The 23,254-nt window shown below is 62.3% G+C and carries 25 protein-coding genes and 1 rRNA gene; 14 read left to right on the forward strand and 12 right to left on the reverse strand.

The window, feature by feature from the left end; all coding sequences use genetic code 11:
- The first annotated feature begins 88 nt into the window (after positions 1–88).
- The 3 genes from ACB030_RS19640 to ACB030_RS19650 all read left to right on the forward strand — a co-directional run bounded on the left by ACB030_RS19640 (position 89) and on the right by ACB030_RS19650 (position 1,473).
- Entirely contained in the window at positions 89–439 is a 351-nt protein-coding gene (locus tag ACB030_RS19640; protein ID WP_371162162.1) for a restriction endonuclease subunit S, read from the forward strand.
- A 168-nt stretch (positions 440–607) separates the two neighbouring features.
- A complete protein-coding gene (locus ACB030_RS19645; RefSeq protein WP_371162129.1) occupies positions 608–1,042 on the forward strand; it encodes a nucleotidyltransferase domain-containing protein in 435 nt (144 codons plus the stop codon).
- 2 nt (positions 1,043–1,044) lie between these two features.
- Entirely contained in the window at positions 1,045–1,473 is a 429-nt protein-coding gene (locus ACB030_RS19650) for a DUF86 domain-containing protein (protein ID WP_371162131.1), read from the forward strand.
- A 100-nt stretch (positions 1,474–1,573) separates the two neighbouring features.
- On the opposite strand, the gene ACB030_RS19655 is transcribed toward ACB030_RS19650, so the two are convergent.
- The 3 genes from ACB030_RS19655 to waaF form a co-directional block, all read right to left on the reverse strand.
- Positions 1,574–2,452: a DMT family transporter gene (locus ACB030_RS19655; RefSeq protein ID WP_371162133.1), complete on the reverse strand. Its 879-nt coding sequence runs from the start codon at positions 2,450–2,452 to the stop codon at positions 1,574–1,576.
- 134 nt (positions 2,453–2,586) lie between these two features.
- The gene (gene waaA / locus ACB030_RS19660) at positions 2,587–3,852 is read right to left on the reverse strand and encodes a lipid IV(A) 3-deoxy-D-manno-octulosonic acid transferase (RefSeq protein WP_371162135.1); all 1,266 of its coding nucleotides are present in this window, start codon (positions 3,850–3,852) and stop codon (positions 2,587–2,589) included.
- Position 3,853: 1 nt separating this feature from the next.
- Positions 3,854–4,951, reverse strand: coding sequence for a lipopolysaccharide heptosyltransferase II (gene waaF, locus ACB030_RS19665; RefSeq protein WP_371162137.1), 1,098 nt, complete (start codon positions 4,949–4,951; stop codon positions 3,854–3,856).
- 241 nt (positions 4,952–5,192) lie between these two features.
- Between waaF and ACB030_RS19670 the strand changes: the two genes are divergently transcribed.
- Positions 5,193–5,981, forward strand: a complete 789-nt coding sequence (locus ACB030_RS19670) for a glycosyltransferase family 2 protein (protein WP_371162139.1) — start codon at positions 5,193–5,195, stop codon at positions 5,979–5,981.
- 65 nt (positions 5,982–6,046) lie between these two features.
- Here ACB030_RS19670 and ACB030_RS19675 read toward each other — a convergent pair whose 3' ends face one another.
- The gene (locus tag ACB030_RS19675) at positions 6,047–7,090 is read right to left on the reverse strand and encodes a glycosyltransferase family 9 protein (protein ID WP_371162141.1); all 1,044 of its coding nucleotides are present in this window, start codon (positions 7,088–7,090) and stop codon (positions 6,047–6,049) included.
- Positions 7,091–7,323: 233 nt separating this feature from the next.
- On the opposite strand from ACB030_RS19675, the gene coaD reads away from it, so the two are divergent.
- Positions 7,324–7,806, forward strand: a complete 483-nt coding sequence (gene coaD, locus ACB030_RS19680; RefSeq protein ID WP_005321264.1) for a pantetheine-phosphate adenylyltransferase — start codon at positions 7,324–7,326, stop codon at positions 7,804–7,806.
- Between the two features lie 74 nt (positions 7,807–7,880).
- Here the strand turns inward: coaD and ACB030_RS19685 are convergent, their stop codons facing one another.
- From ACB030_RS19685 to radC, 6 genes are all read right to left on the reverse strand, one after another.
- Entirely contained in the window at positions 7,881–8,759 is an 879-nt protein-coding gene (locus ACB030_RS19685; RefSeq protein ID WP_371162164.1) for a VirK/YbjX family protein, read from the reverse strand.
- A 177-nt stretch (positions 8,760–8,936) separates the two neighbouring features.
- Positions 8,937–9,749, reverse strand: coding sequence for a bifunctional DNA-formamidopyrimidine glycosylase/DNA-(apurinic or apyrimidinic site) lyase (gene mutM / locus ACB030_RS19690; protein ID WP_168236059.1), 813 nt, complete (start codon positions 9,747–9,749; stop codon positions 8,937–8,939).
- 27 nt (positions 9,750–9,776) lie between these two features.
- Positions 9,777–10,232, reverse strand: coding sequence for a hypothetical protein (locus ACB030_RS19695; protein ID WP_371162144.1), 456 nt, complete (start codon positions 10,230–10,232; stop codon positions 9,777–9,779).
- 94 nt (positions 10,233–10,326) lie between these two features.
- On the reverse strand, positions 10,327–10,494 hold the full coding sequence (gene rpmG, locus ACB030_RS19700) for a 50S ribosomal protein L33 (RefSeq protein WP_005323752.1): 168 nt from the start codon (positions 10,492–10,494) through the stop codon (positions 10,327–10,329).
- A gap of 11 nt (positions 10,495–10,505) precedes the next feature.
- A complete protein-coding gene (gene rpmB, locus ACB030_RS19705; protein WP_005307492.1) occupies positions 10,506–10,742 on the reverse strand; it encodes a 50S ribosomal protein L28 in 237 nt (78 codons plus the stop codon).
- A gap of 136 nt (positions 10,743–10,878) precedes the next feature.
- The gene (radC, locus tag ACB030_RS19710) at positions 10,879–11,553 is read right to left on the reverse strand and encodes a DNA repair protein RadC (protein ID WP_205643252.1); all 675 of its coding nucleotides are present in this window, start codon (positions 11,551–11,553) and stop codon (positions 10,879–10,881) included.
- Between the two features lie 147 nt (positions 11,554–11,700).
- On the opposite strand from radC, the gene coaBC reads away from it, so the two are divergent.
- The 6 genes from coaBC to pgi all read left to right on the forward strand — a co-directional run bounded on the left by coaBC (position 11,701) and on the right by pgi (position 17,385).
- Complete coding sequence (gene coaBC / locus ACB030_RS19715; protein WP_371162147.1) at positions 11,701–12,903, forward strand: bifunctional phosphopantothenoylcysteine decarboxylase/phosphopantothenate--cysteine ligase CoaBC; 1,203 nt, start codon at positions 11,701–11,703, stop codon at positions 12,901–12,903.
- A 128-nt stretch (positions 12,904–13,031) separates the two neighbouring features.
- The gene (gene dut, locus ACB030_RS19720; RefSeq protein WP_025328776.1) at positions 13,032–13,490 is read left to right on the forward strand and encodes a dUTP diphosphatase; all 459 of its coding nucleotides are present in this window, start codon (positions 13,032–13,034) and stop codon (positions 13,488–13,490) included.
- A gap of 70 nt (positions 13,491–13,560) precedes the next feature.
- Positions 13,561–14,157 (forward strand): nucleoid occlusion factor SlmA, encoded by a 597-nt coding sequence (gene slmA / locus ACB030_RS19725; protein ID WP_005323760.1) that lies wholly within the window; start codon positions 13,561–13,563, stop codon positions 14,155–14,157.
- A gap of 13 nt (positions 14,158–14,170) precedes the next feature.
- Positions 14,171–14,266, forward strand: coding sequence for a hypothetical protein (locus ACB030_RS19730; RefSeq protein ID WP_371162166.1), 96 nt, complete (start codon positions 14,171–14,173; stop codon positions 14,264–14,266).
- 228 nt (positions 14,267–14,494) lie between these two features.
- On the forward strand, positions 14,495–15,331 hold the full coding sequence (locus ACB030_RS19735; RefSeq protein ID WP_371162150.1) for a mechanosensitive ion channel domain-containing protein: 837 nt from the start codon (positions 14,495–14,497) through the stop codon (positions 15,329–15,331).
- A gap of 404 nt (positions 15,332–15,735) precedes the next feature.
- Positions 15,736–17,385 carry a glucose-6-phosphate isomerase gene (gene pgi, locus ACB030_RS19740; protein ID WP_371162152.1) on the forward strand — a complete coding sequence of 550 codons (1,650 nt, stop codon included), beginning with the start codon at positions 15,736–15,738 and terminating at the stop codon, positions 17,383–17,385.
- Between the two features lie 100 nt (positions 17,386–17,485).
- Here pgi and ilvC read toward each other — a convergent pair whose 3' ends face one another.
- Positions 17,486–18,967, reverse strand: a complete 1,482-nt coding sequence (gene ilvC, locus ACB030_RS19745) for a ketol-acid reductoisomerase (RefSeq protein ID WP_371162154.1) — start codon at positions 18,965–18,967, stop codon at positions 17,486–17,488.
- Positions 18,968–19,188: 221 nt separating this feature from the next.
- On the opposite strand from ilvC, the gene ilvY reads away from it, so the two are divergent.
- From ilvY to ACB030_RS19760, 3 genes are all read left to right on the forward strand, one after another.
- Positions 19,189–20,082: an HTH-type transcriptional activator IlvY gene (ilvY, locus tag ACB030_RS19750; RefSeq protein ID WP_371162156.1), complete on the forward strand. Its 894-nt coding sequence runs from the start codon at positions 19,189–19,191 to the stop codon at positions 20,080–20,082.
- A gap of 106 nt (positions 20,083–20,188) precedes the next feature.
- Positions 20,189–20,380 carry a hypothetical protein gene (locus ACB030_RS19755; RefSeq protein ID WP_371162158.1) on the forward strand — a complete coding sequence of 64 codons (192 nt, stop codon included), beginning with the start codon at positions 20,189–20,191 and terminating at the stop codon, positions 20,378–20,380.
- 90 nt (positions 20,381–20,470) lie between these two features.
- Positions 20,471–23,044 carry a GNAT family N-acetyltransferase gene (locus tag ACB030_RS19760; protein WP_371162160.1) on the forward strand — a complete coding sequence of 858 codons (2,574 nt, stop codon included), beginning with the start codon at positions 20,471–20,473 and terminating at the stop codon, positions 23,042–23,044.
- 98 nt (positions 23,045–23,142) lie between these two features.
- Here ACB030_RS19760 and rrf read toward each other — a convergent pair.
- Positions 23,143–23,254 (reverse strand): 5S ribosomal RNA (gene rrf, locus ACB030_RS19765); the annotation flags it as partial.

Here is a 23,254-nt window from a genome sequence, read left to right on the forward strand (position 1 = left end):
CGGAAGCAAAAAATCGCAGGAATGAGCAGTGAATATCTGGAAACGGTACTCAATGCGGGTCTCAAAAAACTGGGTGAAATTTAACAAAATGTTCACGCTCTCACCCTGGGGGGTAAATCAAGGAAATGTTGGTTCTAAACATATTATGTCGATTCGAATATCTCTGCCATCAATTGAGACACAAACCGAAATCGTCCGTCGGGTGGAACAACTGTTTGCCTATGCCGATACCATCGAACAGCAGACCAAGGCGGCCAAGGAGCGGGTCGATAAGCTGACCCAGGCCATTCTGGCCAAGGCGTTTCGTGGCGAGTTGACCGCCGACTGGCGCGCCGCCAACCCGGACCTTATCAGTGGCAACAACAGCGCCGCCGCCCTGCTGGCACGCATCCAGGCCGAGCGGGCCGCCGCCAAGCCGCGCAAGAACCGCAGGGGTTAATGAACAACGTGAATTGCATCGCCACCTTGGCGCGACATGGCCAACCGCAAGGCACCAACCCGGCGCAATGCGGAGCGTATATTGTCCCCTGCGTTGCTGACGTGCGGCCATCACTTGTATCATCACCAAGATGCCAACCCCCTTTATTGACCGATGGCTGCGCCCGATATGACATCCGATAGCGACATGCTCGAACAGTTGATCCGCCTCGCCAGCAGCAGCCCCCAGGTGCAGGTGCTTTGGCTTTACGGCTCCCGCGCCAAGGGGACGGCGGGCCCCACCAGCGACTGGGATCTGGCGGTGGCCTTCGATCCGGTCAAACAGAGTGGCCCCCTGGGCGTTGCACTGGAGAACCGGTTGCGGCCAGAGCTGCTGGCGCAGGAGTGGCAACGAGCCCTGGGATTGGCGGACGGGGCACTCTCGGTCGTCGATATCAATCAGGCCCCCATTCCGTTGGCCTTTGCCGTGGTCGATGCCAATCGCCCTCTCTATCGCCGTGATGAGGGACGACGCTTGCAGGAGGAGGCGCGGATCATGTCGCAGATGGAACTTGATTATTCCCATCGCCAGACCGATATCAGCAAGCATCAATCAGAGGAGTAGAGATGAGCGATAACGCCTATATCGGCGCTTTGCGCCTCAGCCTGTCGCGCTATCAGGCCGAGCTGTCAGAGATCCGGGCTATTCTGGCGCAGCGTGCGCTTTCCAATCTGGAGTACCGCGCCGCCGAGCGCACCCTGCAAGTTTCTATCGAAGCCTGTATCGGTGTGGCCAAACACTGGGCCAGAGCGCTGGCGGGCCATACCCCGCAAGATGCCTATCAGGCATTCGAGATCCTTGCCCAGCGTGGCGAGCTGTCTCCCGACACGCTGAGCGGCTGGCGCAAGATCATTGGCCTTCGCAACGCGCTGGTGCACGACTATCTCAATATCGACCCCGAGATCATCCGTAGTGTGATTGGCCAGGGGTATAGCGACCAGCTGTTTACCTTCGGCAATCAAGGATTGGAGTGGCTGGCGGCCAGGCTGGATTGAGCCGCGCGCCCCGCATCCTTAATGCAACAGAAGGGCCTGCAATCGCAGGCCCTCTTTTCGTCTCTTCACTCTTTATATCGTACCGGCACGGCGCCGGCGCTCAGACGGGCGCTCTCAGCTTGCGGCTTCGCAGCAGCAGGGGGAGCTGGTAGAGCACCAGGGCACCCAGCACCAGGCCGGCGCCGGTCAGCTTGGCAGGGCCCAGCGGCTCGTCATAGAAGAGGGTGCTTAAGGTAAGGGTCCAGACGGGTTCCAGCAGCATCAGCAGGGCGGCGTGGGCCGTGGTCATCCGGCTCAGGGCGTGGGTGAGCAGCCAGTAACGCAGGGTGGTGGCGATCAGGACGCTGGCGGCAAACCAGCCCCAGATGCCAGAGCTGATGCCGGCGGGCCACTGCTCTGTCAGCAGGGAGAGCAGGGTGCCGAGCAGGCCGGTCACCGCCAACTGGATGCAGGTGAGCCAGGTCGGGGGAATGGACTGGGCGAAGTGGCGGTGCACCGCGAGCTGGACCCCCAGGGTGGCGGCGGCCGCCAGAAACCAGAACAGGGACAGGGACACGCCCCAGTGGGTGCTGCTGGAGAGCAGCAGCAGGCCGGCCACGGCGACGGGCAGGGTGAGCCAGTAGTGGCGGCCTGGTCTGGCCTTGAAGGCGGCCCAGGCGGCGAGCGGCGCCATCAGGGTGGCCACGCTCATGATGAAGGCGCCACTGCCGAGCGCATCGCTCTGGCTGATGGCGGTGACCCAGAACAGCAGGCTGGCCCCGAGCAGGGTGCCGCACCCGGCGGCGCGCAGCAGTTGCGAACGGCTGGGGGGCGGCTCGCGCAGCCAGGCCAGTGGCAACAGCAGCAGGGCGGCCAGCAGGAAACGGCTGCCGATAAAGGCGGCAGTGGGCAGTTCGCGAATAGCCTCTTTCGAGAAGAGCCAGCCAGCGGCGGCCAGCAGGGTGACCAGTATCATCAGCAGCAGGGGAGCGCGGTTCATCGGGGCATCACAGGGTCAAGGCAAAGGGCAGAGCATAAAGGAAAGCAGGCCGGATTGCCTGCGGCGTTTGCCCCTGCCCCGGGATCAGGCGGGACTATGAGCGGGCACGGGGTGACCCACCAGGGCCACCCGCACTAGTCGTTTTCCAGTGCGGCGAGGCAGTGGGACAGGGTGCGCGCCAGCGCCCCCTGGTTGCGCAGCACCACGGCACGAGCCTGCTCCCCCATCTGGCGGCGGGCGCCCGCATCGCCGAGCAGCGTAATCACCTTGTCGCCCAGGGCATCGGCATCCGCCACCACGGCGGCGCCCCCCTGAGCCACCAGCTGGCGGGTGATGTCGCTGAAGTTGAAGTAGGCGGGGCCGGTCAGGCAGGGTTTGCCGAGCGCCGCCGGCTCCAGCAGGTTGTGGCCACCAATCTTCACCAGGCTGCCGCCGACGAATGCCAGATCGGCGGCCGCCAGCATCAGCGGCAACTCGCCCATGGTATCGCCCAGGTAGATTTTGTCGCTCTCGCCGACCGCACTGCCCGCCGTGCGCAGCACGCAGCCGTAGGGGGCGCACAACTCGGCCACCCGGGCAAAACGCTCGGGGTGGCGCGGCACCAGGATAAGCAAGGCAGACGGATGTACCTTGAGCACCCGATCGAAGGCGGCCAGCACCTGCTCGTCTTCTCCCTGATGGGTGCTGGCGGCGATCCAGACCGGCCGATCCTGCCCAAGCTGCTGGCGCAGGGCGCGGCCCCGGGCCTGCACCTCGTCGCCAAACTGGATGTCGAACTTGATGGAGCCGGTCACCGCCAGCCGCTCGCGGCCTATGCCCAGACGATGGAAGCGATCCGCATCGTCCTGGTGCTGGCATAGCAGGTGGGTCAGCGGACGGCTGAGGGCATCGAAGGCGCCCAGGAAGCGGGCATAGCGCTGGCAGGATCGCTCGGAGAGCCGGGCATTGAGTATGGTCACCGGCAGGTGGCGCGCCTCGCAGGCTGCCAGCCAGTTCGGCCACAGCTCGGTTTCCATCACCCAGAGGGCGCGGGGCTTGAAGGTGGCCAGAAACGCCGAGACCGCCCAGGGGTAGTCCAGGGGCGCATAGCGATGCACCACCAGATCCCCGAGCTTGGCCGCCTGCTCGGCGCCGGTGCGGGTGGTGGTGGTGAGCAGTATGGGCAAGGAGGGCTGCTCCGCCTTGAGGGCGCGGATGAAGGGGCTGATGGCCAGCGTCTCCCCCACGCTCACCGCATGGATCCAGAGTGGCGCCTCCTGCCCGGTGGCAGGTGCCCGCCCCAGGTGCTCGGCCCAGCGCTTGCCGAAGCCGGGCTTGCCTTTTTTGGGCTTGTATAGCGCCAGCAGCGCCAGCGGCAGGCCCAGGTGGATCAGCAGGTTGTAGAGCAGCCGATAGATCATGCTACTGGCCTTCGCCGCCGGTCGCGGGGCCCGCCACCGGTTGCAGCGCGATCACCAGATCTTCCGACTCGCTGCGCTCCAGTCGCTTGCCCGCCTCGATGACCTGCTCCGGCATCAGCTCGATCAGGCACTTGAGGTGGCCAAACTTGCAGGTGCGCTTGAAGCAGGGGCGGCATTCGATGTCGGTGTGCACTATCTCGACCCTGTCCGCCAGGGGCGGCGTGTAGAGCGGCGAGGTGGAGCCGTAGACGCCGATCAGCGGCCGGTTGAGGGCGGCGGCGACGTGCATCAGGCCCGAATCGTTGGCGATGACCCGACCGGCCAGGGCCATGAGATCGATCGCCTCGTGCAGGCTGGTCTTGCCCGCCAGCACGTGGCAGTTGGGGCGCGACAGGGGATTGATCCGGTCCCGTATGGTGTTGGCCACCTCCACATCCTTGCCGGAGCCGAAGATCCACACCTGCCAGCCTTCATCCAGATGCTTCTGGGCCACCACGGCGTAGTGCCCCTCGGGCCAGCGCTTGGCCGGGCCGAACTCGGCCCCCGGGCAGAGCACCAGCACGGGGCGGGCGCGATTCAGGCCGAGCCGCTCCAGCGCCTTGTCCTGGTTGACGAGATCCACGTGCAGGGACGGATGGGGAATGGACGGAATGTCGCTCCGGCTCTTCATCTGTGCCTTGGGATAGGCCAGCGCCAGATAGGCTTCCACCATCAGCGGGAAGGCGGACTTGTTGCTGCGCATGTCATTAAGCAGGCCGAAGCGGTGCTCCCCCTTCCAGCCGGTGCGCACCGGGATCCTGGCGAACCAGGGGATCAGCGCCGACTTCATGGAGTTGGGCTGGATGATCGCCTGATCGTACTTCTCGGCCGCCAGTTGCTTGCCGAGCCGACGGCGGGCCCCCAGCTTGAAGTCACCGTGGCCGAGCGGCATGGGGACAGCCTTGTCCACTTCGGGCATCCGCTCCAGCAGGGCACCACACCAGGCTGGCGCCATCACATGCAACTCGCTGTCAGGGTGATTGGTCTTGATCGCCTTGTAGAGGCTCTGGGACATCACCATGTCGCCGACCCAGGAGGGGCCGATCACCAATATTTTCATCTCACGCTTCTCTTGGGGCCAAGCCCTGCGGTTAATCATTACTGGCCGAGATTATGCCCCAAGAATGGCCCGAGAAATAACAGAAGATCCCCGTACCACCCGCTCTCACACCAAAAAAGAAGCCATTTGAAACTGATGCACCATAGGCGCCGGAACCATGCTCCGCCAGCCGTTTTAGGCTAGAATGGGCGCCAATTTGAGCATGCCCCGCCAGCCGGGCGCCAACAAGAGCCTTCAACCCGTGAAAAAACCGACTCTGGCGGCCGTCCTGATCGTCAAGAACGAAGCCGACAACCTGAAAGCCTGCCTCGCCTCACTCGACGGTCTGGTGGACGAGATCGTCATTCTGGACTCCGGCAGCCAGGACGAGACCCCCGCCATCGCCGCCGAATTCGGCGCCCGTTTCTTCGTCAATACGGTGTGGCCCGGTTTCGGCCGCCAGCGCCGCCTCGCCCAGTCCCATGTCCAGTCAGAGTGGGTACTGTGGCTGGATGCGGACGAGCGGCTCACTCCCGAGCTGAAAGCGGCCATCGCCACCGTCATGGCCAATCCGGCCAGCGACACCATCTACTCCATCCCACGCCTCTCCTGGGTGTTTGGTCGTTTCATCCGCCACAGCGGCTGGTATCCGGATCGGGTGCTGCGCCTCTATCCCAGGGAGCTCACCGGCTACAACGAGGCGCTGGTGCACGAGAAGGTGGAGGTGCGCGCCAACATGAAGATCGTCAACCTGCATGGCGACCTGCTCCACTACACCTACCGGGATCTGGAGCACTATCTGGTGAAGTCCGCCGGCTATGCCAGAGCCTGGGCCGATCAGCGCACCGCCCGTGGCAAGAAGGGCTCCCTCGGCCAGGGACTGGTCCATGCCGTGGGCTGTTTCCTCAAGATGTATCTGCTCAAGGCCGGCTTCCTCGATGGCAAGCAGGGGCTCTTGCTCGCGATCCTCTCGGCCCACTCCACTTTCGCGAAGTACGCAGACCTCTGGATCCGCCAGCAGCCGCAAGCACCGGACCAGACCGGCAGCTAACTAATTGCGCAGCCGCTCAAGCCAGCATGACGAAACAGGGCCCGAAAGGGCCCTGTTTGCATCTGTCAGCTCTCTGTTCGCCAGAAGGACGGTGCCCAGCGAGCTATCGCCGCCGCCATTGCCTTGGGATCGAGCTGGCTCATGTCTTCCGGGTGATCGCTGTCTTCCGGCGGGCTGAACGCCAGGTGACGCCCCTCGCTGTTGAGCGGACGCCAGCGCAGCGGGGTGGCCGAGCGGTGCGCCGGGAAGAAACCTATGGTGGGCACGTCCAGCGCCGCCGCTATGTGCAGCGGCCCGGTACTGCCCGCCACAAACAGGGCCGCGTTGGCCATCACCTGACAGAACTTGGGCAGCCCCTCGTCGGAGCGATAGATCCAGCCATTGCCGCCGTGGGCCAGCAATTCTGCCGCCAGCTGCTCGGCGATCTTCTCCTCCCCCGGCCCTGCCGTCAGGATGCACTGCAATTCCGGGCATGCCTGATTGAGCTTGATGATGAGGCGCGAGTACTGCTCGATGGAGAGGTTGTTGGCCGAACCACCGCTGCCGGCGTGTACCATCAGCCAGGGGCGACTGGCATCCAGCTTCAATCTGGTTGCAACCTGTTCGCGCACCAGCTGCAGGCTCTGGGGGTCAAAGCTGAGGTAGGGGCCCTGTGGCTCCACCACGCTCAGTTGCTGGTCGGCCAGGAAGCGGCGCACCAGATCCAGGTTGTACTCGTACTCCGGCTTCTGGGAGCGGGAACGGCGCTGCACCAGCCGCTGGTTGTAGAGCACCTGGGCCAGCTTGGTGGCCGGGGCCAGCCGGTAGGGAATGTGCGCCTTCCACACCAGCTTGGCGTTACGGGTGTTGGAGAAGAGGCAGATGGAGGCATCGAAGGCGGCCGCCTTGATGCGGGCCAGCAAGGCCCGTTGCTGTTCCTTGTCGGCCCGGGCACCCGGATCCAGGATGATCTCGTCTATCCAGGGACAGAGGCGGGCCAGCGGCGCCGTGTAGGCAGGAACCAGGGCAGTCACATGACAATCCATGGAGCGCTTGAGCATGGCAAAACTCGGCCATGCCAGCATGAAGTCACCAATCTTGTCGTTGCGTACTACCAGAATACGTTTCATAAAAAATCCCTTTGCTCCCTGTCACCAATGCAAGGAGGCTTGATGCGCGGTGCGGGTATTCTTGCCTGATGCACAGCTATTCTCAAGCGAAGACACCAGACGATACTGATTTGGACGACCAAACCGGGCCTCTCACGCCAGGTTCCGCACAAAACGGACGTCGTCCCGGTCGCGACAAAACATCAACAGACCCTATAATGCGACCAAATTTCCAGGTTGCAGGAATCAAGAGCATGACCAACAAGGTAATTTATCCCGGCACCTTCGACCCCATCACCAACGGCCATACCGACCTGATAGGTCGTGCCGCTAGGCTGTTTGATGAAGTGGTCGTCGGGGTAGCCAACAGCCCGAGCAAGCGCCCCTTGTTCGATCTGGCAGAACGTGTCCTGCTTGCCCGGCAAGTGACGGCCCACCTGCCCAACGTCAAGGTGGTGGGCTTCTCCGGCCTGTTGGTGGACTTTGCCAAAGAGCAACAAGCCAACGTGCTGATCCGTGGCTTGCGGGCCGTCTCCGACTTCGAATACGAATTTCAGCTGGCCAACATGAACCGCCGCCTGATGCCGGAGCTGGAGAGCGTATTTCTCACCCCTGCCGAAGAAAACTCCTTCATCTCCTCGACCCTGGTGAAGGAGGTCGCCCTGCATGGCGGTGATATCCGCCAGTTTGTCGACCCGATCGTCGCCAAGGCGATTGCCGCCAAGCAAGGCAAGTAACAAGCAAACAGGCTACCCGAGGGTAGCCTGTTTGTCGGGGCAACTGATGCGGCCCCTGTCTCCCGCCCCTGCCGTCAGTCCGGCGCGCGGTTCAGCGCCTGCTGACAATTGAGCGTCAGCTCGTCCAGCCAGGCGTAGCGACGCCGGTACATGGCGCGCTTCTTGGCCGCCACCTCTTCCAGCGGCTTGCGCACCGCGGGCTGCAACCGCACGAAGTTGGCATCCTGATCCAGGGCACCGAACTCCTGCCACAGCTCGTCATAATCCGCCTGCAGGCAGGCTTTTTTCTTCTTGCTGTAACGCTTGGCCTGGTAGATGTGTGCCTTCATCCGCACCGCCGAGATATGCTCGGCCCCCATCGCCTCGGCCAGCTGCATCACCAGCATTACCACCAGCGACTTGGGCCGCAAACCATGGCCCTCCTTGGTCAGGGCTCGAACCTTGTCCTGTGCCTGTTCGACGCAGGGTTCCGGCCCCTGTACCGAGCCGATCACCAGCGACAGCTTGCCGGGGGTACCCGCCAGCGAGAAGGCACAACTATAGAGGCGCTTGCCCTGTTGATCGACGATGGAGAGCGCCAGCTCGGCCTCACGACGGAAGGTACCATCGTGGCGCAGCACTATGCGACATCCACTCTGGGGATACTGGCCAAGCTCAATGCCCTCGTCCAGATAGAGCGGGTCTATCAGCTCGGGATAACGGGCCAGCAGCAGTCGATAGTGGTTTTCCAGCATCTCGGCCCGCTGGGTCGCGGTGGAGCCGGCAAACCGATAGGGTCGCATCGGCTTGTCGAGCAGCTCGGGATAGTGTGCAGGCAGGGCCTTGAGCGGTTCGGCCTGAAACAGCTCGAACACCCGGCTCATCTGCTGCCGATAGAGCAGGCTGCGCAGCACGAACTTGGCGCGATTGAAGGTCTTGCGGGCGCTGTCATCGGGATAGAGGAAGCGGGCCATTTTTTGGGCGCAATAGTGCCCCTGCCGGGACAGATGATCCCAGTCTATTGATTCTGCTGTCATTTTTATTACCTCGCAGCCTGAACTGGCGAGATAGTAGTCATGGACGAAAGCGGCATCAACAGACTGGCAATACTCTCTTACAACTTGGCCGGTTATGGCCCAAAAAACGGCAATTCAGCGTTGGCAGTGGGAGCAGAACACAGTGGTTCTCTGGCCCATCCTCACCTCGGTCAGCAGGGTATGGCAGTGGAAACAGGGCTGGCCGCCCCGGCCATAGACCTGCAACTGCTGCACGAAATAGCCCGGTTTGCCGTCGGCACTGGTGAAGTCCTTGAGGGTGGTGCCCCCCTGGCGAATGGCCTCGGCCAGCACCCGCTTGATCTCCGCCACCAGGGTCCCCAGCCGCTCGCCACTGATGTTGCCCGCCGCCCGCTTGGGATGAATGCCGGCGGCATAGAGCGCCTCGTTGGCGTAGATGTTGCCCACCCCGACCACCACATGGTTGTCCATCAGGAACTGCTTGATGGCGGTGCTGCGCCCCTTGGCTCGCGCCCGCAGATAGTCGGCGCTGAAGGCCTCGGTGAGCGGCTCGGGCCCCAGCTTGGCGAGCAGGGCGTGCGCCTCGGCGGGTTCACGGGTCCACAGCAGGGCACCGAAACGACGCGGATCGTTGAGTCGCAGCAGCTTGCCGTTGGCGAGCTCTATGTCCACGTGATCGTGCTTCTCGGCCGGGGTGCCTATGTCCAGCACCCGCAGGCTGCCGGACATGCCAAGGTGCAGGATGGCGGTGCCAAAATCGGTCTCCAGCAGCAGGTATTTGGCGCGGCGGCTGACCCTGTGGATGACGAGATCCACCAGCTCCTGGATCTCCCCAGGCACCGGCCAGCGCAGTCGGCCATCCCGCACCACCACACGGGTCACCTTGATGCCGGTGAGCCAGGGAGAGATCCCCTGGCGGCTGACTTCGACTTCCGGTAATTCAGGCATAGACAGGCCTCTCGCTCACGGCAGGGTTCAGGGGGTGGGACGCAGCAGGTCGCGGTACTGCTCCTGGCTCAGGCTGAGCCAGGTCGAAGGGGGCAGCAGGGCGGCAAACTTGCCGTCGTCCTGATAGAGCCCCACCTCAACCGGATCGCTCTGGCCGGCGACCCATATCTTGAGGGTCACCGGGGTGCCGCGCACGGCCCCGCCCGGGGGCAGCAGCCAGCCTTGCCATGTCTCGATGCGGGCGGCCAGCTGGGCGCTGCTGAGCCCCAGATCCGGCCCGCTGCGCCAGCCCTGGCCGATCCGCTCTATCTGCCAGCTCGGCCCCTGCCAGGTCAACACCACGGCAGATTCGGACAGCAGGGGACGGGACCGCTGGGCGCTGTTCTCCTGCTGGGCCTGCTCCAGCCGGTGCAGCAGGGTGATCACTATCAGCACCGCCACTATGATCACGTTATTCCAGCCTTTACGGCTCAATTTGAACATGGCAAGCCTCCCTTTGAAGCGGCAGTGTACTGAATTCCAGCCATAAAAAAACCCGGCACTAAGCCGGGTTTTTTGGGAATGCAGCATCAAGTGATTACTTGATTTTGCCTTCCTTGTAGATCACATGCTGACGAATAACGGGATCAAATTTCTTGATCTCCATTTTTTCGGGCATGGTGCGCTTGTTCTTGGTAGTGGTATAGAAGTGACCAGTACCGGCGCTGGAGTTCAGGCGAATCTTATCGCGAATACCTTTAGCCATGATCTAATTCCTTATACCTTAACGCCGCTGGCACGCAGTTCAGCCAGAACCACTTCAACGCCGCGCTTGTCGATGATACGCATGCCTTTTGCGGATACGCGCAGGCTTACGAAGCGTTTTTCACTCTCAACCCAAAAACGGTGAGTGTGCAGGTTCGGCAGGAAACGACGCTTGGTAGCGTTGTTAGCGTGCGAACGGTTGTTACCAACTGCCGGGCGCTTGCCGGTTACTTGGCATACTCTAGACATGTCAGTCTCTCCAAATCTTACTTCATTGCTCGAGCAAATATCTGCCCCGCTGGCCTTCGATTGCGGGGCAAACAGAAGGCGGCATTTTATACAGCATCCGTGATCAAAGATCAACTAATACAGTGCCAGAGCCCAGTCATAACCAACCACGCTCTGCGAAAGAAACCGTGATACCGTCACCGATCACCAAGTGATCCAGCACTCTGATATCGACCAAGGCCAGGGCGGCCAGGATCCGATCCGTGATCTGGCGGTCGGCCCGACTGGGCTCGGCTACGCCGGACGGGTGATTATGCGCCAGAATCACGGCGGCTGCATTATGTTTGAGCGCGATCTGCACGATTTCCCTGGGCCAGACGCTCGCCGAATCCAGGGTGCCGTAGAAAAGTTCAACAAATTGAATCACTCTGTGCTGGTTATCGAGCAATAACAGCGCAAACACCTCCCGTGGCCTGTCCCGCAGTTGAGCCTGCAAATACTCCCGAGTCAGCTGGGGCGAGGTGAGGGCCTCCCCCCGTTGCAACTGCTCGGCAAGATGCCGTCTGCCCATCTCCAGCACCGCCTGCAACTGGGCATATTTGGCCGGCCCCAGCCCGTGAGCGCCGCAAAAATCCTGTTGCCCGGCTCCGAGCAGCGCCCGCAGGGATCCGAACTGCTGCAACAGCTGGCGGGACAGATCCACCGCGCTCAGGCCGCTGACCCCGGTGCGCAGGAAGATCGCCAGCAATTCCGCATCGGACAGCACCCCCGCCCCACGGCGCAACAGCTTCTCCCGGGGGCGCTCATCTTCCGGCCACTCCTTGATGCTCATTTGTCTCTCCCCCATGGCTATTGAGAGAAAACATAGCAAAAAATCGCGGGAGCCCGACCACAACTCCCCCATGTCAGCCTCTGTCGTCGTCCATCGCCTGTGCTATCTTAGCCGACCAGTCAGAGTGAGCCGAAAGAGAAGCAGCAGATGAGATTGGCCGATAAACGCATCCTGTTGGGTGTCAGTGGCGGGATCGCCGCCTACAAGAGTGCCGAGCTGGTACGCCGCCTGAAAGATCAGGGTGCCGAGGTAAGGGTGGTGATGACCCGCTCCGCCAAGGAGTTCATCACTCCCCTGACCCTGCAGGCCGTCTCCGGCCACCCGGTCGCCGACAGCCTGCTGGACCCGGCCGCCGAGGCGGGCATGGGCCATATCGAGCTGGCAAAGTGGGCGGATCTGGTGCTGATCGCGCCCGCCAGCGCCAACCTGATGGCACGCATGGCCGCCGGCATGGCGGACGAACTGCTGACCACCCTCTGCCTAGCCACCCCGGCAACCGTGGCGCTGGCACCGGCCATGAACCAGCAGATGTATCGCAACGCCGCCACCCAGGCCAATCTCAAGACCCTGGCCAGCCGCGGCATCCTGCTGTGGGGGCCGGATTCCGGCAGCCAGGCCTGCGGTGACGTGGGCCCCGGCCGGATGCTGGATCCCCTGGATCTGGTGGAGCGCTGCTGCCAGCAGCTGACTGCCGAGCCATTGCTGGCGGGGGTCAAACTGCTGCTCACCGCCGGGCCGACCCGCGAGGCGCTGGATCCGGTGCGCTACATCAGCAACCACAGCTCCGGCAAGATGGGTTACGCCATCGCCCGCGCCGCCCGCGAGGCGGGTGCCGAAGTGACGCTGGTGAGCGGCCCGGTCGCCCTGGCCACCCCGCAAGGGGTGACAAGAGTCGATGTGGAGAGCGCGGAGCAGATGCACCAGGCGGTGATGAGCCGGGTTCATGAGTGCGATCTCTTTATCGGCTGCGCCGCCGTGGCGGACTATCGCCCGGCCCAGGTCGCCAGCCAGAAGATCAAGAAGACGGGTGACAACGACCAGATGGCGCTGACCCTGGTCAAGAACCCCGACATCATCGCCGCCGTGGGGGCACTGTCAGACAAGCCCTTCACCGTCGGATTTGCCGCCGAAACCGTGGATGTGGAACAATACGCCCTCGACAAACTGCGACGTAAGCGGCTGGACATGATCGCCGCCAACGACGTGTCCCGCGCGGGTCAAGGCTTCAATGCCGATGACAACGCCCTGACCGTCTTCTGGCAAGGGGGTCAGGCCGCCCTGCCCCTGGCCGACAAGCTGACGCTGGCTCGTCATCTTGTCGCCCTGATTGCACGCCACTATCGACCCTGAGCCCCGGGCCATTACCACTGGCGACGGACTCACGGCGATCGGTATCGCATTGACAACATGCTGGGCGACCCAAGGGCGCCCACTGAACCACTCGATCGCCCCCGGGCGATCCAATTGAAAAACGATTCATGACGACACAAATTGAACTGAAAATCCTGGATGCCCGCATCGGCACCGACTTCCCGCTGCCTGCCTACGCCACTCCGGGTTCCGCCGGCATGGATCTGCGCGCCCTGCTGGATGCACCGATCACGCTGGCTCCGGGCGACACCACGCTAGTGCCGACCGGGCTCGCCATCCACATTCAGGATCCGGGTCTGTGCGCCACCATCCTGCCCCGCTCCGGCCTGGGTCATAAGCACGGCATAGTGCTCGGCAACCTGGTCGGCCTCATCGACTCCGACTACCAGGGCCAGCTGATGGTCTCGGTCTGGAATCGCGGCAACGACAGCTTCACCATGCAACCAGGCGAACGCATCGCCCAGCTGGTGATCCTGCCCGTGGTGCAGGCCAGCTTCCAGCTGGTCGACGAATTCAATCAGAGTGAACGGGGTGAAGGCGGGTTTGGTTCTTCTGGTCGCCAATAACAAGACCACACAACCCCCTGGGGTCTGTGTCTAATAACAGAATCAAGCCATTGTTTTTTTAGGGGAATCCATGGCAAGCAGTAACCAGAAACAGAGTCGGCGCGATCAGATCCTGCAGGCACTCGCCCACATGCTGGAAACCAGTCCGGGCCAGCGCATCACCACGGCGCGCCTCGCGGCCGAGGTGGGTGTGTCCGAGGCGGCCCTCTATCGACACTTTCCGAGCAAGGCGCGGATGTTCGAGGGGCTGATCGACTTTATCGAGGATTCCCTGCTGTCACGGGTCAACCTGATCATGGCCGAAGAGAAGGACACCATGGCCCGCTGCCACCATATACTGCAGCTGCTGCTGGTGTTCGCCGAGCGTAATCCCGGCATCACCCGCATCCTCAACGGCGATGCCCTGCTGGGCGAGCACGATCGGCTGCGGGATCGCATCAGCGCCCTGTTTGACAAGCTGGAGACCCAGCTCAAGCAGGCGCTGCGGGAGAAGCGGCTGCGGGAAGGCCAGGGTTTCCAGCTCGATGAGACCATGCTGGCCAACCTGTTGCTGGCCTATGCCGAGGGCCGCATCAGCCAGTTCGTCCGCTCCGAGTTCAAGCTCAAGCCCACCGCCGGCTTCGAGGATCAGTGGCAGTTTATGCGCAGCCAGTTGTTGCAAAGCTGATTCCGAAGGTCGGATCAACCAACACGTCCGCTCCGAGTTCAAGCTCAAGCCCACCGCCGGCTTCGAAGATCAGTGGCAGTTTATGCGCAGCCAGTTGCTGCAAAGCTGAGTAGCCAGAGGCACGGATCGACCAAGGCGTCAGCTCCGAGTTCAAGCTCAAGCCCACCGCCGGTTTTATGCCGGCGCAGATGGACTGGAACACAATGGGAGGCCTTGGCCTCCCTTGTTGTTTGTGGCTGCGTTTTATGACACAAAATAAGCACCAGATGCGACCCAGGTTGTCGCGTTCCGGTGTTAGATTCATGCGCCATAAACCTTAATACCAACAGGACATCCTATGGAACCCGAGATCATTACCGAAGCGCAGACCTGGCTGGTCAACAACCAGGGGCTGATCATCGAGTATGCGGTCAACATCGCTGCCGCCCTGCTCACCCTGCTGGTCGGTTACATCGCCGCCAATATTCTCAGCGGTGGCGTGGTCAGAGTGATGCAGACCCGCAAGCTGGATGCCACCGTCACCCACTTCGTCGGCAGCATTCTCAAGTACACCATTCTGGTGTTCGTAGTAATAGCGGCCCTGGGCCGGGTCGGGGTGCAGACCGCCTCCTTCGTCGCCATCATAGGTGCCGCCGGTCTGGCCATAGGTCTGGCGCTGCAGGGGTCCCTCTCCAACTTCGCCGCCGGTTTCCTGCTGATCATCTTCCGCCCCATCAAGGCCGGTGAGTTCATCGAAGTGGCGGGTACCAATGGCGTGGTGCAATCCGTCCAGCTGTTCACCACCACCCTCACCTCCGGTGACAACAAGATGGTGGTGGTACCGAACTCCGCCATCCTCAACGGCACCATAGTCAACTACTCGCGCATGGATACCCGCCGGGTCGACATGACCTTCGGCATCGGCTACGGCTCTGACCTGCGCAAGGCCAAGCAGATCCTGGAGCGACTGGTGAACGAGGACCCACGCATCCTGAAAGCTCCGGAAGCCGTCATCGCCGTCGCCGCCCTGGCCGACTCCTCGGTCAACATAGTGGTGCGCCCCTGGGTCAAGACGGGCGACTACTGGGGTGTCTGGTTCGACTTCCACGAGAAGGTGAAACTGGCCTTCGATGCCGAGGGCGTCGAGATCCCCTTCCCCCAGATGGTGATGCACATGCAGAAGACCCAGGCCTGAATCCAGCGATGATGGCCACGATGCCAGCCTTAGGGCTGGCATCGTCGTTTCCGGGGCAGGGGAAAGGCCTGCCACCGGGCGGCCTGACCCCCGCCCAATACCCGCTCGAAAGACGGCCGCCTCACCTCATCTCCGGCCCCGCCTCCCCCCTGCCACATTGAAACCCCTTTCAACCTGACGAGACCGGTGAAGCATGAGCCAACGCAAGATCTCATGATCCCTGCTGACTCATAATCGCAGCGTTTTGGTTGTAAACTCCTTCGATGCAGACAATTGGTAAAGCTCTGTTACACGGGCCGCACCATGTGCCCGGTATAATGGGCCCGGTATAGTGCTCGAATAATAAGGTTTGGCGGGAGCCTTGCCTGCAAGGTTCAAACACAACTTGGAAGACTGATAATCCTATGAAAAACATCAATCCAACCCAGACCCAGGCCTGGCAGGCACTGGAAGCCCACTTTGCAGCGAATAAAGAGACCCGGCTGAAAGATCTGTTCGCCCAGGATCCCCAGCGTTTCAACAAGTTCTCCCTCACCTATCAAGGCGACATCCTGGTCGACTACTCCAAGAACCTGATCACCGAGGAGACTCTCAAGCTGCTCATCGATCTGGCCAAGGAGACCGATCTGCGCAGCGCCATCGACGCCATGTTCAACGGCGACAAGATCAACATGACCGAGGGCCGCTCGGTGCTGCACGTGGCCCTGCGCAACCGCTCCGACCGTCCCATCGAGGTTGACGGCAAGGACGTGATGCCGGAAGTGAACGCCGTGCTGGCCAAGATGAAGGGCTTCTGCGAGAAGATCATCTCCGGCGAGTGGAAAGGCTACACCGGCAAGGCGATCCAGCACGTGGTCAACATCGGCATCGGTGGTTCCGATCTGGGTCCTGTGATGATCACCGAGGCGCTGCGCCCCTACAAAAACCACCTGCAGATGCACTTCGTCTCCAACGTCGATGGCACCCACATCGCCGAGACCCTGAAGAAGATCGATCCGGAAACCACCCTGTTCCTGGTGGCCTCCAAGACCTTCACCACTCAGGAGACCATGACCAACGCCCTGACCGCCCGCGACTGGTTCATCGACATCGCCGGTGACAAGGCCCACGTTGCCAAGCACTTCGCCGCGCTCTCCACCAACGGCAAGGCCGTGGCCGAGTTCGGCATCGACACCAACAACATGTTCGAGTTCTGGGACTGGGTTGGCGGCCGCTACTCTTCCTGGTCTGCCATCGGCATGCCCATCGCCCTGTCCGTCGGTTTCGACAACTTCGAGGCCCTGCTGCAAGGCGCCTTCGAGATGGACATGCACTTCGCCACTGCCTCCTATGAGCAGAACGTGCCTGTGCTGCTGGCGCTGATTGGCCTCTGGTACAACAACTTCCACGGTGCCGAGTCCGAAGCCATCCTGCCCTACGATCAGTACATGCACCGCTTCCCTGCCTACTTCCAGCAGGGCAACATGGAATCCAACGGCAAGTACGTGGATCGCAACGGCAAGCCGGTTGACTACCAGACCGGCCCCATCATCTGGGGTGAGCCGGGCACCAACGGCCAGCACGCCTTCTACCAGCTGATCCACCAGGGCACCAAGCTGATCCCCTGTGACTTCCTGGCGCCGGCCATCAGCCACAACCCGATCGGTGACCACCACCCGAAACTGCTGGCCAACTTCTTCGCCCAGACCGAGGCCCTGGCCTTCGGCAAGAACAAGGAACAGGTCGAAGCCGAGTTCCTGGCTGCCGGCAAGACGCTCGACCAAGTTAAAGAGCTGGTGCCGTTCAAGGTGTTCGAAGGCAACCGCCCGACCAACAGCATACTGTTCAAGAGCCTGACCCCGAAGACCCTGGGTGCCCTGATCGCCATGTACGAGCACAAGATCTTCGTACAGGGCGCAATCTGGAACATCTTCTCCTTCGACCAGTGGGGCGTGGAGCTGGGCAAACAGCTGGCCAACAAGATACTGCCGGAGCTGGGCAGCAATGACGCCGTCACCAGCCACGACAGCTCCACCAACGGTCTGATCAATACCTGGAAATCCTGGAAAGCCTGAGTTCTCCTGCCTTCCTGAATGCAAAAGCCCCGCTCGATGAGCGGGGCTTTTTATTTTTCACCCTTATCCCCACGGGAGAAGGGCTGGGGATGAGGGGGCATTAACCGCCGACGGCGATACGCTTCATGTCTTTCATGTAGCCGCGCAGGGTCTGGCCGATCTTCTCGATGGGGTGGTTGCGGGTCGCTTCGTTCGCGGCCAGCAGTGCCTGGTTGTCCACGGCCTTGCTCTCGGCACGGGCGCTGCCCAGGTCCCCCGCTTGCAGGGTCGGCATGAAGTGCTCGCGCAGCAAGGGCACGGCGGCGTTGGCGAACAGGTAGTTGCCGTACTCGGCGGTATCGGAGATCACCACGTTCATCTCGTACAGACGCTTGCGAGCAACGGTGTTGGCGATCAGCGGCAGCTCGTGCAGGGATTCGTAGTAGGCGGACTCTTCATAGATGCCGGAAGCCACCATGGTTTCGAACGCCAGCTCGACACCCGCCTTGACCATGGCCACCATGACCACGCCGTTGTCGAAGTACTCCTGCTCGGCGATCTTGCCCGCATAAGCCGGGGCATTCTCGAAGGCAGACTTGCCGGTCTCTTCGCGCCAGCCGAACAGCTTGGCATCGTCTTCGGCCCAGTCGGCCATCATACCGCTGGAGAACTCGCCTGCGATGATGTCATCCATGTGCTTCTCGAACAGCGGACGCATCAGGGTGCGCAGTTGCTCGGACAGTTCGAAGGCGCGCAGTTTGGCCGGGTTGGAGAGGCGGTCCATCATCAGGCTGATGCCACCCTGCTTCAGGGCCTCGGTGATGGTCTCCCAACCGAACTGGATCAGCTTGCCGGCGTAGGCAGGATCGGTGCCTTCGGCAACCAGCTTGTCGTAGCAGAGCAGGGAACCGGCCTGCAGCATGCCGCACAGGATGGTCTGCTCGCCCATCAGGTCGGATTTCACTTCCGCCACGAAGGAGGATTCCAGCACCCCGGCACGGTCGCCACCGGTGGCGGAGGCCCACGCCTTGGCGATGGCCATACCTTCACCCTGGGGATCGTTCTCCGGGTGGACGGCGATCAGGGTCGGCACACCGAAACCACGCTTGTACTCTTCACGCACTTCGGTACCCGGGCACTTGGGCGCCACCATGACGACCGTGATGTCGGAACGGATCTGCTGACCCTCTTCCACCACGTTGAAGCCGTGGGAGTAGCCCAGAGCGGCGCCCTGCTTCATCAGCGGCATAACGGTTTTGACTACGTCGGAGTGCTGCTTGTCCGGAGTCAGGTTCAACACCAGATCCGCAGTCGGGATCAGATCTTCATAGGTACCGACGACGAAGCCGTTGTCGGTAGCCTTCTGCCAGGAGGCGCGCTTCTCGGTGATAGCGGCCTTGCGCAGGGCGTAGGAGATGTCCAGCCCGGAGTCACGCATGTTCAGGCCCTGGTTCAGACCCTGGGCGCCACAGCCCACAATCACCACCTTCTTGCCCTTGAGCGCCGCACAGCCGTCAGCGAACTCCTCGCGCTGCATGAAACGACACTTGCCCAGCTGGGCCAACTGCTGACGCAGGTTCAAGGTGTTGAAATAGTTAGCCATGGTGATTGCTCCGTTCGATTGATTCCATGCCGGATGGCGGCGTTGTCCAAACCACTATAGCGCGGGACACTTATTGCCTGAACTGATATATTCGAAACAGTACGTTGCAGTAATTGAAACGTTAACCTCTTCACAACCACCGGCAGGTTGCCCCGCCATATGGCCAGAGCGAACCGCCAGCCGATGAATATCGGGCAGACATGCGCGCCAGGAGCTGAAAGATGGACCTTCGCAATCTCGAGCTGTTTCTCCACCTCGCCGACTCCCTCCACTTCGGCAAGAGCGCCGATGCCATGGCGGTCAGCCCCTCCACCCTGAGCCGCGCCATCCAGCGACTGGAGCAGGAGACCGGCTGCGTGCTGTTCGAGCGGGACAACCGCAGCGTGCGGCTCACCCCGGCGGGAGAGAAGCTGCGGGAGTTCGGTGGCAGCCTGCTGCAGGAGTGGCGGCGGCTCAAGCAGGAACTCAGGCGCAGCGACGAGCCGTTGCAGGGCCGGCTGCGGGTCTTCTGCTCGGTCACCGCCAGCTACTTCCTGCTGCCCGAGGTGCTGGAGCGCTTTCGTCGCCGCTATCCCCAGCTGGAGATCAAGCTGGAGACCGGCGACCCCGCCCTGGCGGTGGACAAGATCCTGGCCGACGAGGCCGATCTCGCCATCGCCGCCAGGCCGGATGCCCTCTCGTCCAAGCTGGAGTTTGCCAGTCTGCAGCAGGTGCCGCTGGTGTTTATCGCCCCCCGGGCCGCACCGCAATCGAGCCAATGGTTCTCGCAGGGGGAGCCGGACTGGGAGCGGCTGCCGCTCATCCTCTCGGAGCAAGGGCTGGCCCGCAAACGCTGTGACCAGTGGTTTCGCAACAAGGGCATAGCCCCCAACATCTATGCCGAGGTGGCTGGCAACGAGGGCATAGTCGCCATGGTGGCGCTCGGCTTCGGCGTAGGCCTGGTGCCTGCCGCCGTGATCGACCACAGTCCCATGGGGGACAAGGTACGCATCGTCGATCCCAAGCCCGCTCTCAAGCCGTTCGATGTCGGCATCGCCGTGCTCAAGAAGCGGCTGGAAGAGCCGCTGATCCGCGCCTTCTGGGACACTGCCCGCGGTCAGGGAGGCATCCGCTGATCCTGCTGGCGACGGGGCATGGATGAGTGTCAAATGTGTCAGCATGAAAGCCCTGGAGAAGAGGGGACACTGGCCGGCAAACCCATCTATCACAGAGGATCATGCCGTGAGTAAGCATCTTGTCGAAATCCAGAGCGCCATCCTGTTCGCAGAGTACCTGCAGAGCCTCGGAGTCCAGCGCACCCCGCTCGATCGGGAGCAGGAGATCTATGTGCAGGACAGGCACCTGGCCACGGTGCGGCGCATCCAGGGTGAGCTGAGATTTTATCTGCGTGCCAATGCCCTGGCTCGGTCGTGATCCGCAATCGGTCACAGAACCCGCACGCAAAGCGTATTAGACTGGCACCATACGTCACCCTCGCATTGAGGGTCGCCATGAGGAGTGCCCATGAAACCAAGCGGCCTGGATCGGCTCTTCAAACCCCAATCGATTGCCGTCATCGGTGCCTCCAGTGACCCCCAGAAGGCCGGGCATGTGGTCATCCGGCATCTGCTCGCGGGCCAGTTCAAGGGCCCCATACTGCCGGTCAGCCCTCACTGCCGGGCCGTCGCCGGCGTGCTCGCCTATCCCGATATCGAGAGCCTCCCTCTCTCTCCGGATCTTGCCATCGTCTGCACCCGGCACGAACGGGTACTACCGCTCATCGAGGAGCTAGGCAAGAAAGGAACCGGAGCGGCCATCATACTGGCCGCCCAGTTCTCCGGCGACGAACGCCAGCGGCTCAGGCAACTCTGCCAGCAATACGGCATCCGCCTGCTCGGCCCCAACAGCATGGGCATGCTGTTACCGGGGCAGGGCATCAACGCCAGCTTCTCCCCCATTGCCGCCACCCCGGGTCAGGTGGCCTTTTTGTCCCAGTCGGCGGCAGTCAGCACCACCATCCTCGACTGGGCCAAGCAGCGAGAGATCGGCTTCTCGGCCTTCGTTTCGCTTGGGGATCACTGCGACATCGACTTCGGCCAGCTGCTGGATCAGCTCTCCCGTGACGGGACGACCCGCGCCATCCTGATCTACATGGACAAGCTGCACGATGCCCGCCACTTCCTCTCCGCCGCCCGCGCCGCCTCCCGCAACAAGCCCATTCTGGTGCTCAAGAGCGGCCGCCACGATCCGGCCAACGGCCTCGACAACGTCTATGACGCCGCCATCCGCCGGGCCGGCATGCTGCGGGTACGGGACACCCACGAGCTGTTTGCCACCGTCGAAACCCTGAGCCACTCCTTGACCCTCAAGGGGGAGCGACTCGCCATCCTCTCCAACGGGCGCGGTCTGGCCAACATGGCCGCGGATGTGCTGCTGGCGCGCGGCGGCAAGATGGCCATGCCCCCTCTGGACATAGGCAGCGATGCCGATGTGGAGGCCTACCGAACCGCGCTGGACGAGTTGCTGCAAGGGGACAAGGCCGATGCCATCCTGCTGATCCATGCCCCCTCCCTCACCGCTCGCGGTGCGACCCTGGCCAGCAGTCTGATCGATTTCCTCAAGCAGCACCCCAGGGCCAGGCGCTTCAACATCCTGACCAACTGGGCGGGAGAATACTCGGCCCAGGAGGGTCGTCGCCTGTTCAATGAAGCGGGGATCCCCACTTACCGTACTCCGGAGAGTGCCGTCACCGCCTTCATGCACATGGTGGAATATCGCCGCAACCAGAAGCAGTTGATGGAGACCCCCGCCTCCCTGCAAGGGGACAGACTCGACGTCGAGCGCTGCCAGCAGTTGCTCCGCCAGGCGCTGGATCGCAAGCAACGGGTACTGGATACCCACCTGGCGCAACCCATCATGCAGGCGGCAGGCCTCTCCACCCTGTCGACCTGGATCGTCTCCGATGCCATCGAAGCGGCGCTGACCGCAGAGCAAATAGGTTATCCAGTGGCGGTGAAGCTGCGCTCACCTGACATAGCCCACAAGTCAGAGGTGCACGGCGTCATGCTGAATCTGCGCACCTCGGCGGAAGTGGCCCAGGCAGCGGATGCCATCCTGGACCGGGTTCGTCAGCACGATCCGGGGGCGCGAATAGAAGGCCTGCTGGTGCAGCGCATGGCGCGCCGCAGCGGGGGTCTGGAGCTGCGGATCCGCTTGCAGCAGGATCCCGTGTTCGGCCCCGTCATCCTGCTCGGGGAGTCCGGCGCCGAACCCCACGAGATGGTAGCGGCCCTGCCGCCGCTCAACCAGGCACTGGCGCGCTACCAGATCATCGGCGCCCTCAAAAGCGGCAAGATCCGCGAACAGGCCAGCCCGGTACGACTCGATATCGATGCCCTCGGCCAGGTCTTGTGCCAGCTGTCAGAACTGCTGCTGGCCTTCCCCGAAATCCAGGAGCTGGACCTGCATCCACTGCAGGCCTGTGGCGAAGAGATGGTGATCCTGGATGCCAGACTCGTCCTGATGGAAGAAGGCCAGCAGATGCTGCCACTGGCCATCCGTCCCTATCCCACCGAACTGGAGGAGGGCGCCTGGCTGAAAGATCAGAGCCATGTCCTGCTGCGCCCGATCCGGCCGGAGGACGAACCGGCCCACAAGCAGTTCGTGCTCAAGGTTTCCGATGAAGACAGATACAAACGCTTCTTCGCCGACGTGGGGGAGCTGGGGCACGAAGAGCTGGCCCGCATGACCCAAATCGATTACGACCGGGAGATGGCCTTCGTCGCGGTCGGGCAGGATGGGGCTTTCAGTCAGCAGATACTCGGGGTGGTGCGCGCCATCTCCAATCCGGACCAGTCTGATGCGGAATTTGCCATTCTGGTGCGATCCGACCTAAAGGGGTTGGGGCTTGGCAAGCTGATGATGGAGAAGATAGTGCGCTACGCCAGAGAGCGTGGCATTGGCCAGCTGTCGGGCATGACCATGCCCAGCAATCGCGGCATGATCAATCTGGCCAAACGGCTGGGTTTCCAGATCGATATCCAGCTGGAAGACGGCGTAGTCAATATGGTGCTGCCCTGTGCAGATCAGGGTCGATAAAGACAGAGGTAGGTTGTAAATCAACCAGATATAGAACGATGCCGTGAATGTCAGGCAATAAAAAACCCCGCTCGATGAGCGGGGTTTTCGTGTTGGGTACCTGGCAGTGTCCTACTCTCGCATGGCGAATGCCACACTACCATCGGCGCTACCGCGTTTCACTTCTGAGTTCGGCATGGGATCAGGTGGTTCCACGGCGCTATGGCCGCC

This window comes from Aeromonas sp. S16(2024) (genome assembly GCF_041403065.1).
Lineage (GTDB): Bacteria > Pseudomonadota > Gammaproteobacteria > Enterobacterales > Aeromonadaceae > Aeromonas.

What these genes read in the sequence shown, in the direction of transcription:
- ACB030_RS19685 (WP_371162164.1), bottom strand. Translation starts at nt 8,759, where the DNA reads ATGGCCCGCTTCCTCTATCCCGATGACAGCGCCCGCAAGACCTTCAAT.
- waaA (WP_371162135.1), bottom strand. Translation starts at nt 3,852, where the DNA reads ATGATCTATCGGCTGCTCTACAACCTGCTGATCCACCTGGGCCTGCCG.
- ilvC (WP_371162154.1), bottom strand. Translation starts at nt 18,967, where the DNA reads ATGGCTAACTATTTCAACACCTTGAACCTGCGTCAGCAGTTGGCCCAG.
- ACB030_RS19650 (WP_371162131.1), top strand. Translation starts at nt 1,045, where the DNA reads ATGAGCGATAACGCCTATATCGGCGCTTTGCGCCTCAGCCTGTCGCGC.
- dut (WP_025328776.1), top strand. Translation starts at nt 13,032, where the DNA reads ATGACGACACAAATTGAACTGAAAATCCTGGATGCCCGCATCGGCACC.
- ACB030_RS19760 (WP_371162160.1), top strand. Translation starts at nt 20,471, where the DNA reads ATGAAACCAAGCGGCCTGGATCGGCTCTTCAAACCCCAATCGATTGCC.
- rpmB (WP_005307492.1), bottom strand. Translation starts at nt 10,742, where the DNA reads ATGTCTAGAGTATGCCAAGTAACCGGCAAGCGCCCGGCAGTTGGTAAC.
- ACB030_RS19695 (WP_371162144.1), bottom strand. Translation starts at nt 10,232, where the DNA reads ATGTTCAAATTGAGCCGTAAAGGCTGGAATAACGTGATCATAGTGGCG.
- slmA (WP_005323760.1), top strand. Translation starts at nt 13,561, where the DNA reads ATGGCAAGCAGTAACCAGAAACAGAGTCGGCGCGATCAGATCCTGCAG.
- ACB030_RS19640 (WP_371162162.1), top strand. Translation starts at nt 89, where the DNA reads ATGTTCACGCTCTCACCCTGGGGGGTAAATCAAGGAAATGTTGGTTCT.
- rpmG (WP_005323752.1), bottom strand. Translation starts at nt 10,494, where the DNA reads ATGGCTAAAGGTATTCGCGATAAGATTCGCCTGAACTCCAGCGCCGGT.
- ACB030_RS19655 (WP_371162133.1), bottom strand. Translation starts at nt 2,452, where the DNA reads ATGAACCGCGCTCCCCTGCTGCTGATGATACTGGTCACCCTGCTGGCC.
- ACB030_RS19645 (WP_371162129.1), top strand. Translation starts at nt 608, where the DNA reads ATGACATCCGATAGCGACATGCTCGAACAGTTGATCCGCCTCGCCAGC.
- mutM (WP_168236059.1), bottom strand. Translation starts at nt 9,749, where the DNA reads ATGCCTGAATTACCGGAAGTCGAAGTCAGCCGCCAGGGGATCTCTCCC.
- waaF (WP_371162137.1), bottom strand. Translation starts at nt 4,951, where the DNA reads ATGAAAATATTGGTGATCGGCCCCTCCTGGGTCGGCGACATGGTGATG.
- coaBC (WP_371162147.1), top strand. Translation starts at nt 11,701, where the DNA reads ATGAGATTGGCCGATAAACGCATCCTGTTGGGTGTCAGTGGCGGGATC.
- pgi (WP_371162152.1), top strand. Translation starts at nt 15,736, where the DNA reads ATGAAAAACATCAATCCAACCCAGACCCAGGCCTGGCAGGCACTGGAA.
- ACB030_RS19675 (WP_371162141.1), bottom strand. Translation starts at nt 7,090, where the DNA reads ATGAAACGTATTCTGGTAGTACGCAACGACAAGATTGGTGACTTCATG.
- coaD (WP_005321264.1), top strand. Translation starts at nt 7,324, where the DNA reads ATGACCAACAAGGTAATTTATCCCGGCACCTTCGACCCCATCACCAAC.
- radC (WP_205643252.1), bottom strand. Translation starts at nt 11,553, where the DNA reads ATGAGCATCAAGGAGTGGCCGGAAGATGAGCGCCCCCGGGAGAAGCTG.
- ilvY (WP_371162156.1), top strand. Translation starts at nt 19,189, where the DNA reads ATGGACCTTCGCAATCTCGAGCTGTTTCTCCACCTCGCCGACTCCCTC.
- ACB030_RS19735 (WP_371162150.1), top strand. Translation starts at nt 14,495, where the DNA reads ATGGAACCCGAGATCATTACCGAAGCGCAGACCTGGCTGGTCAACAAC.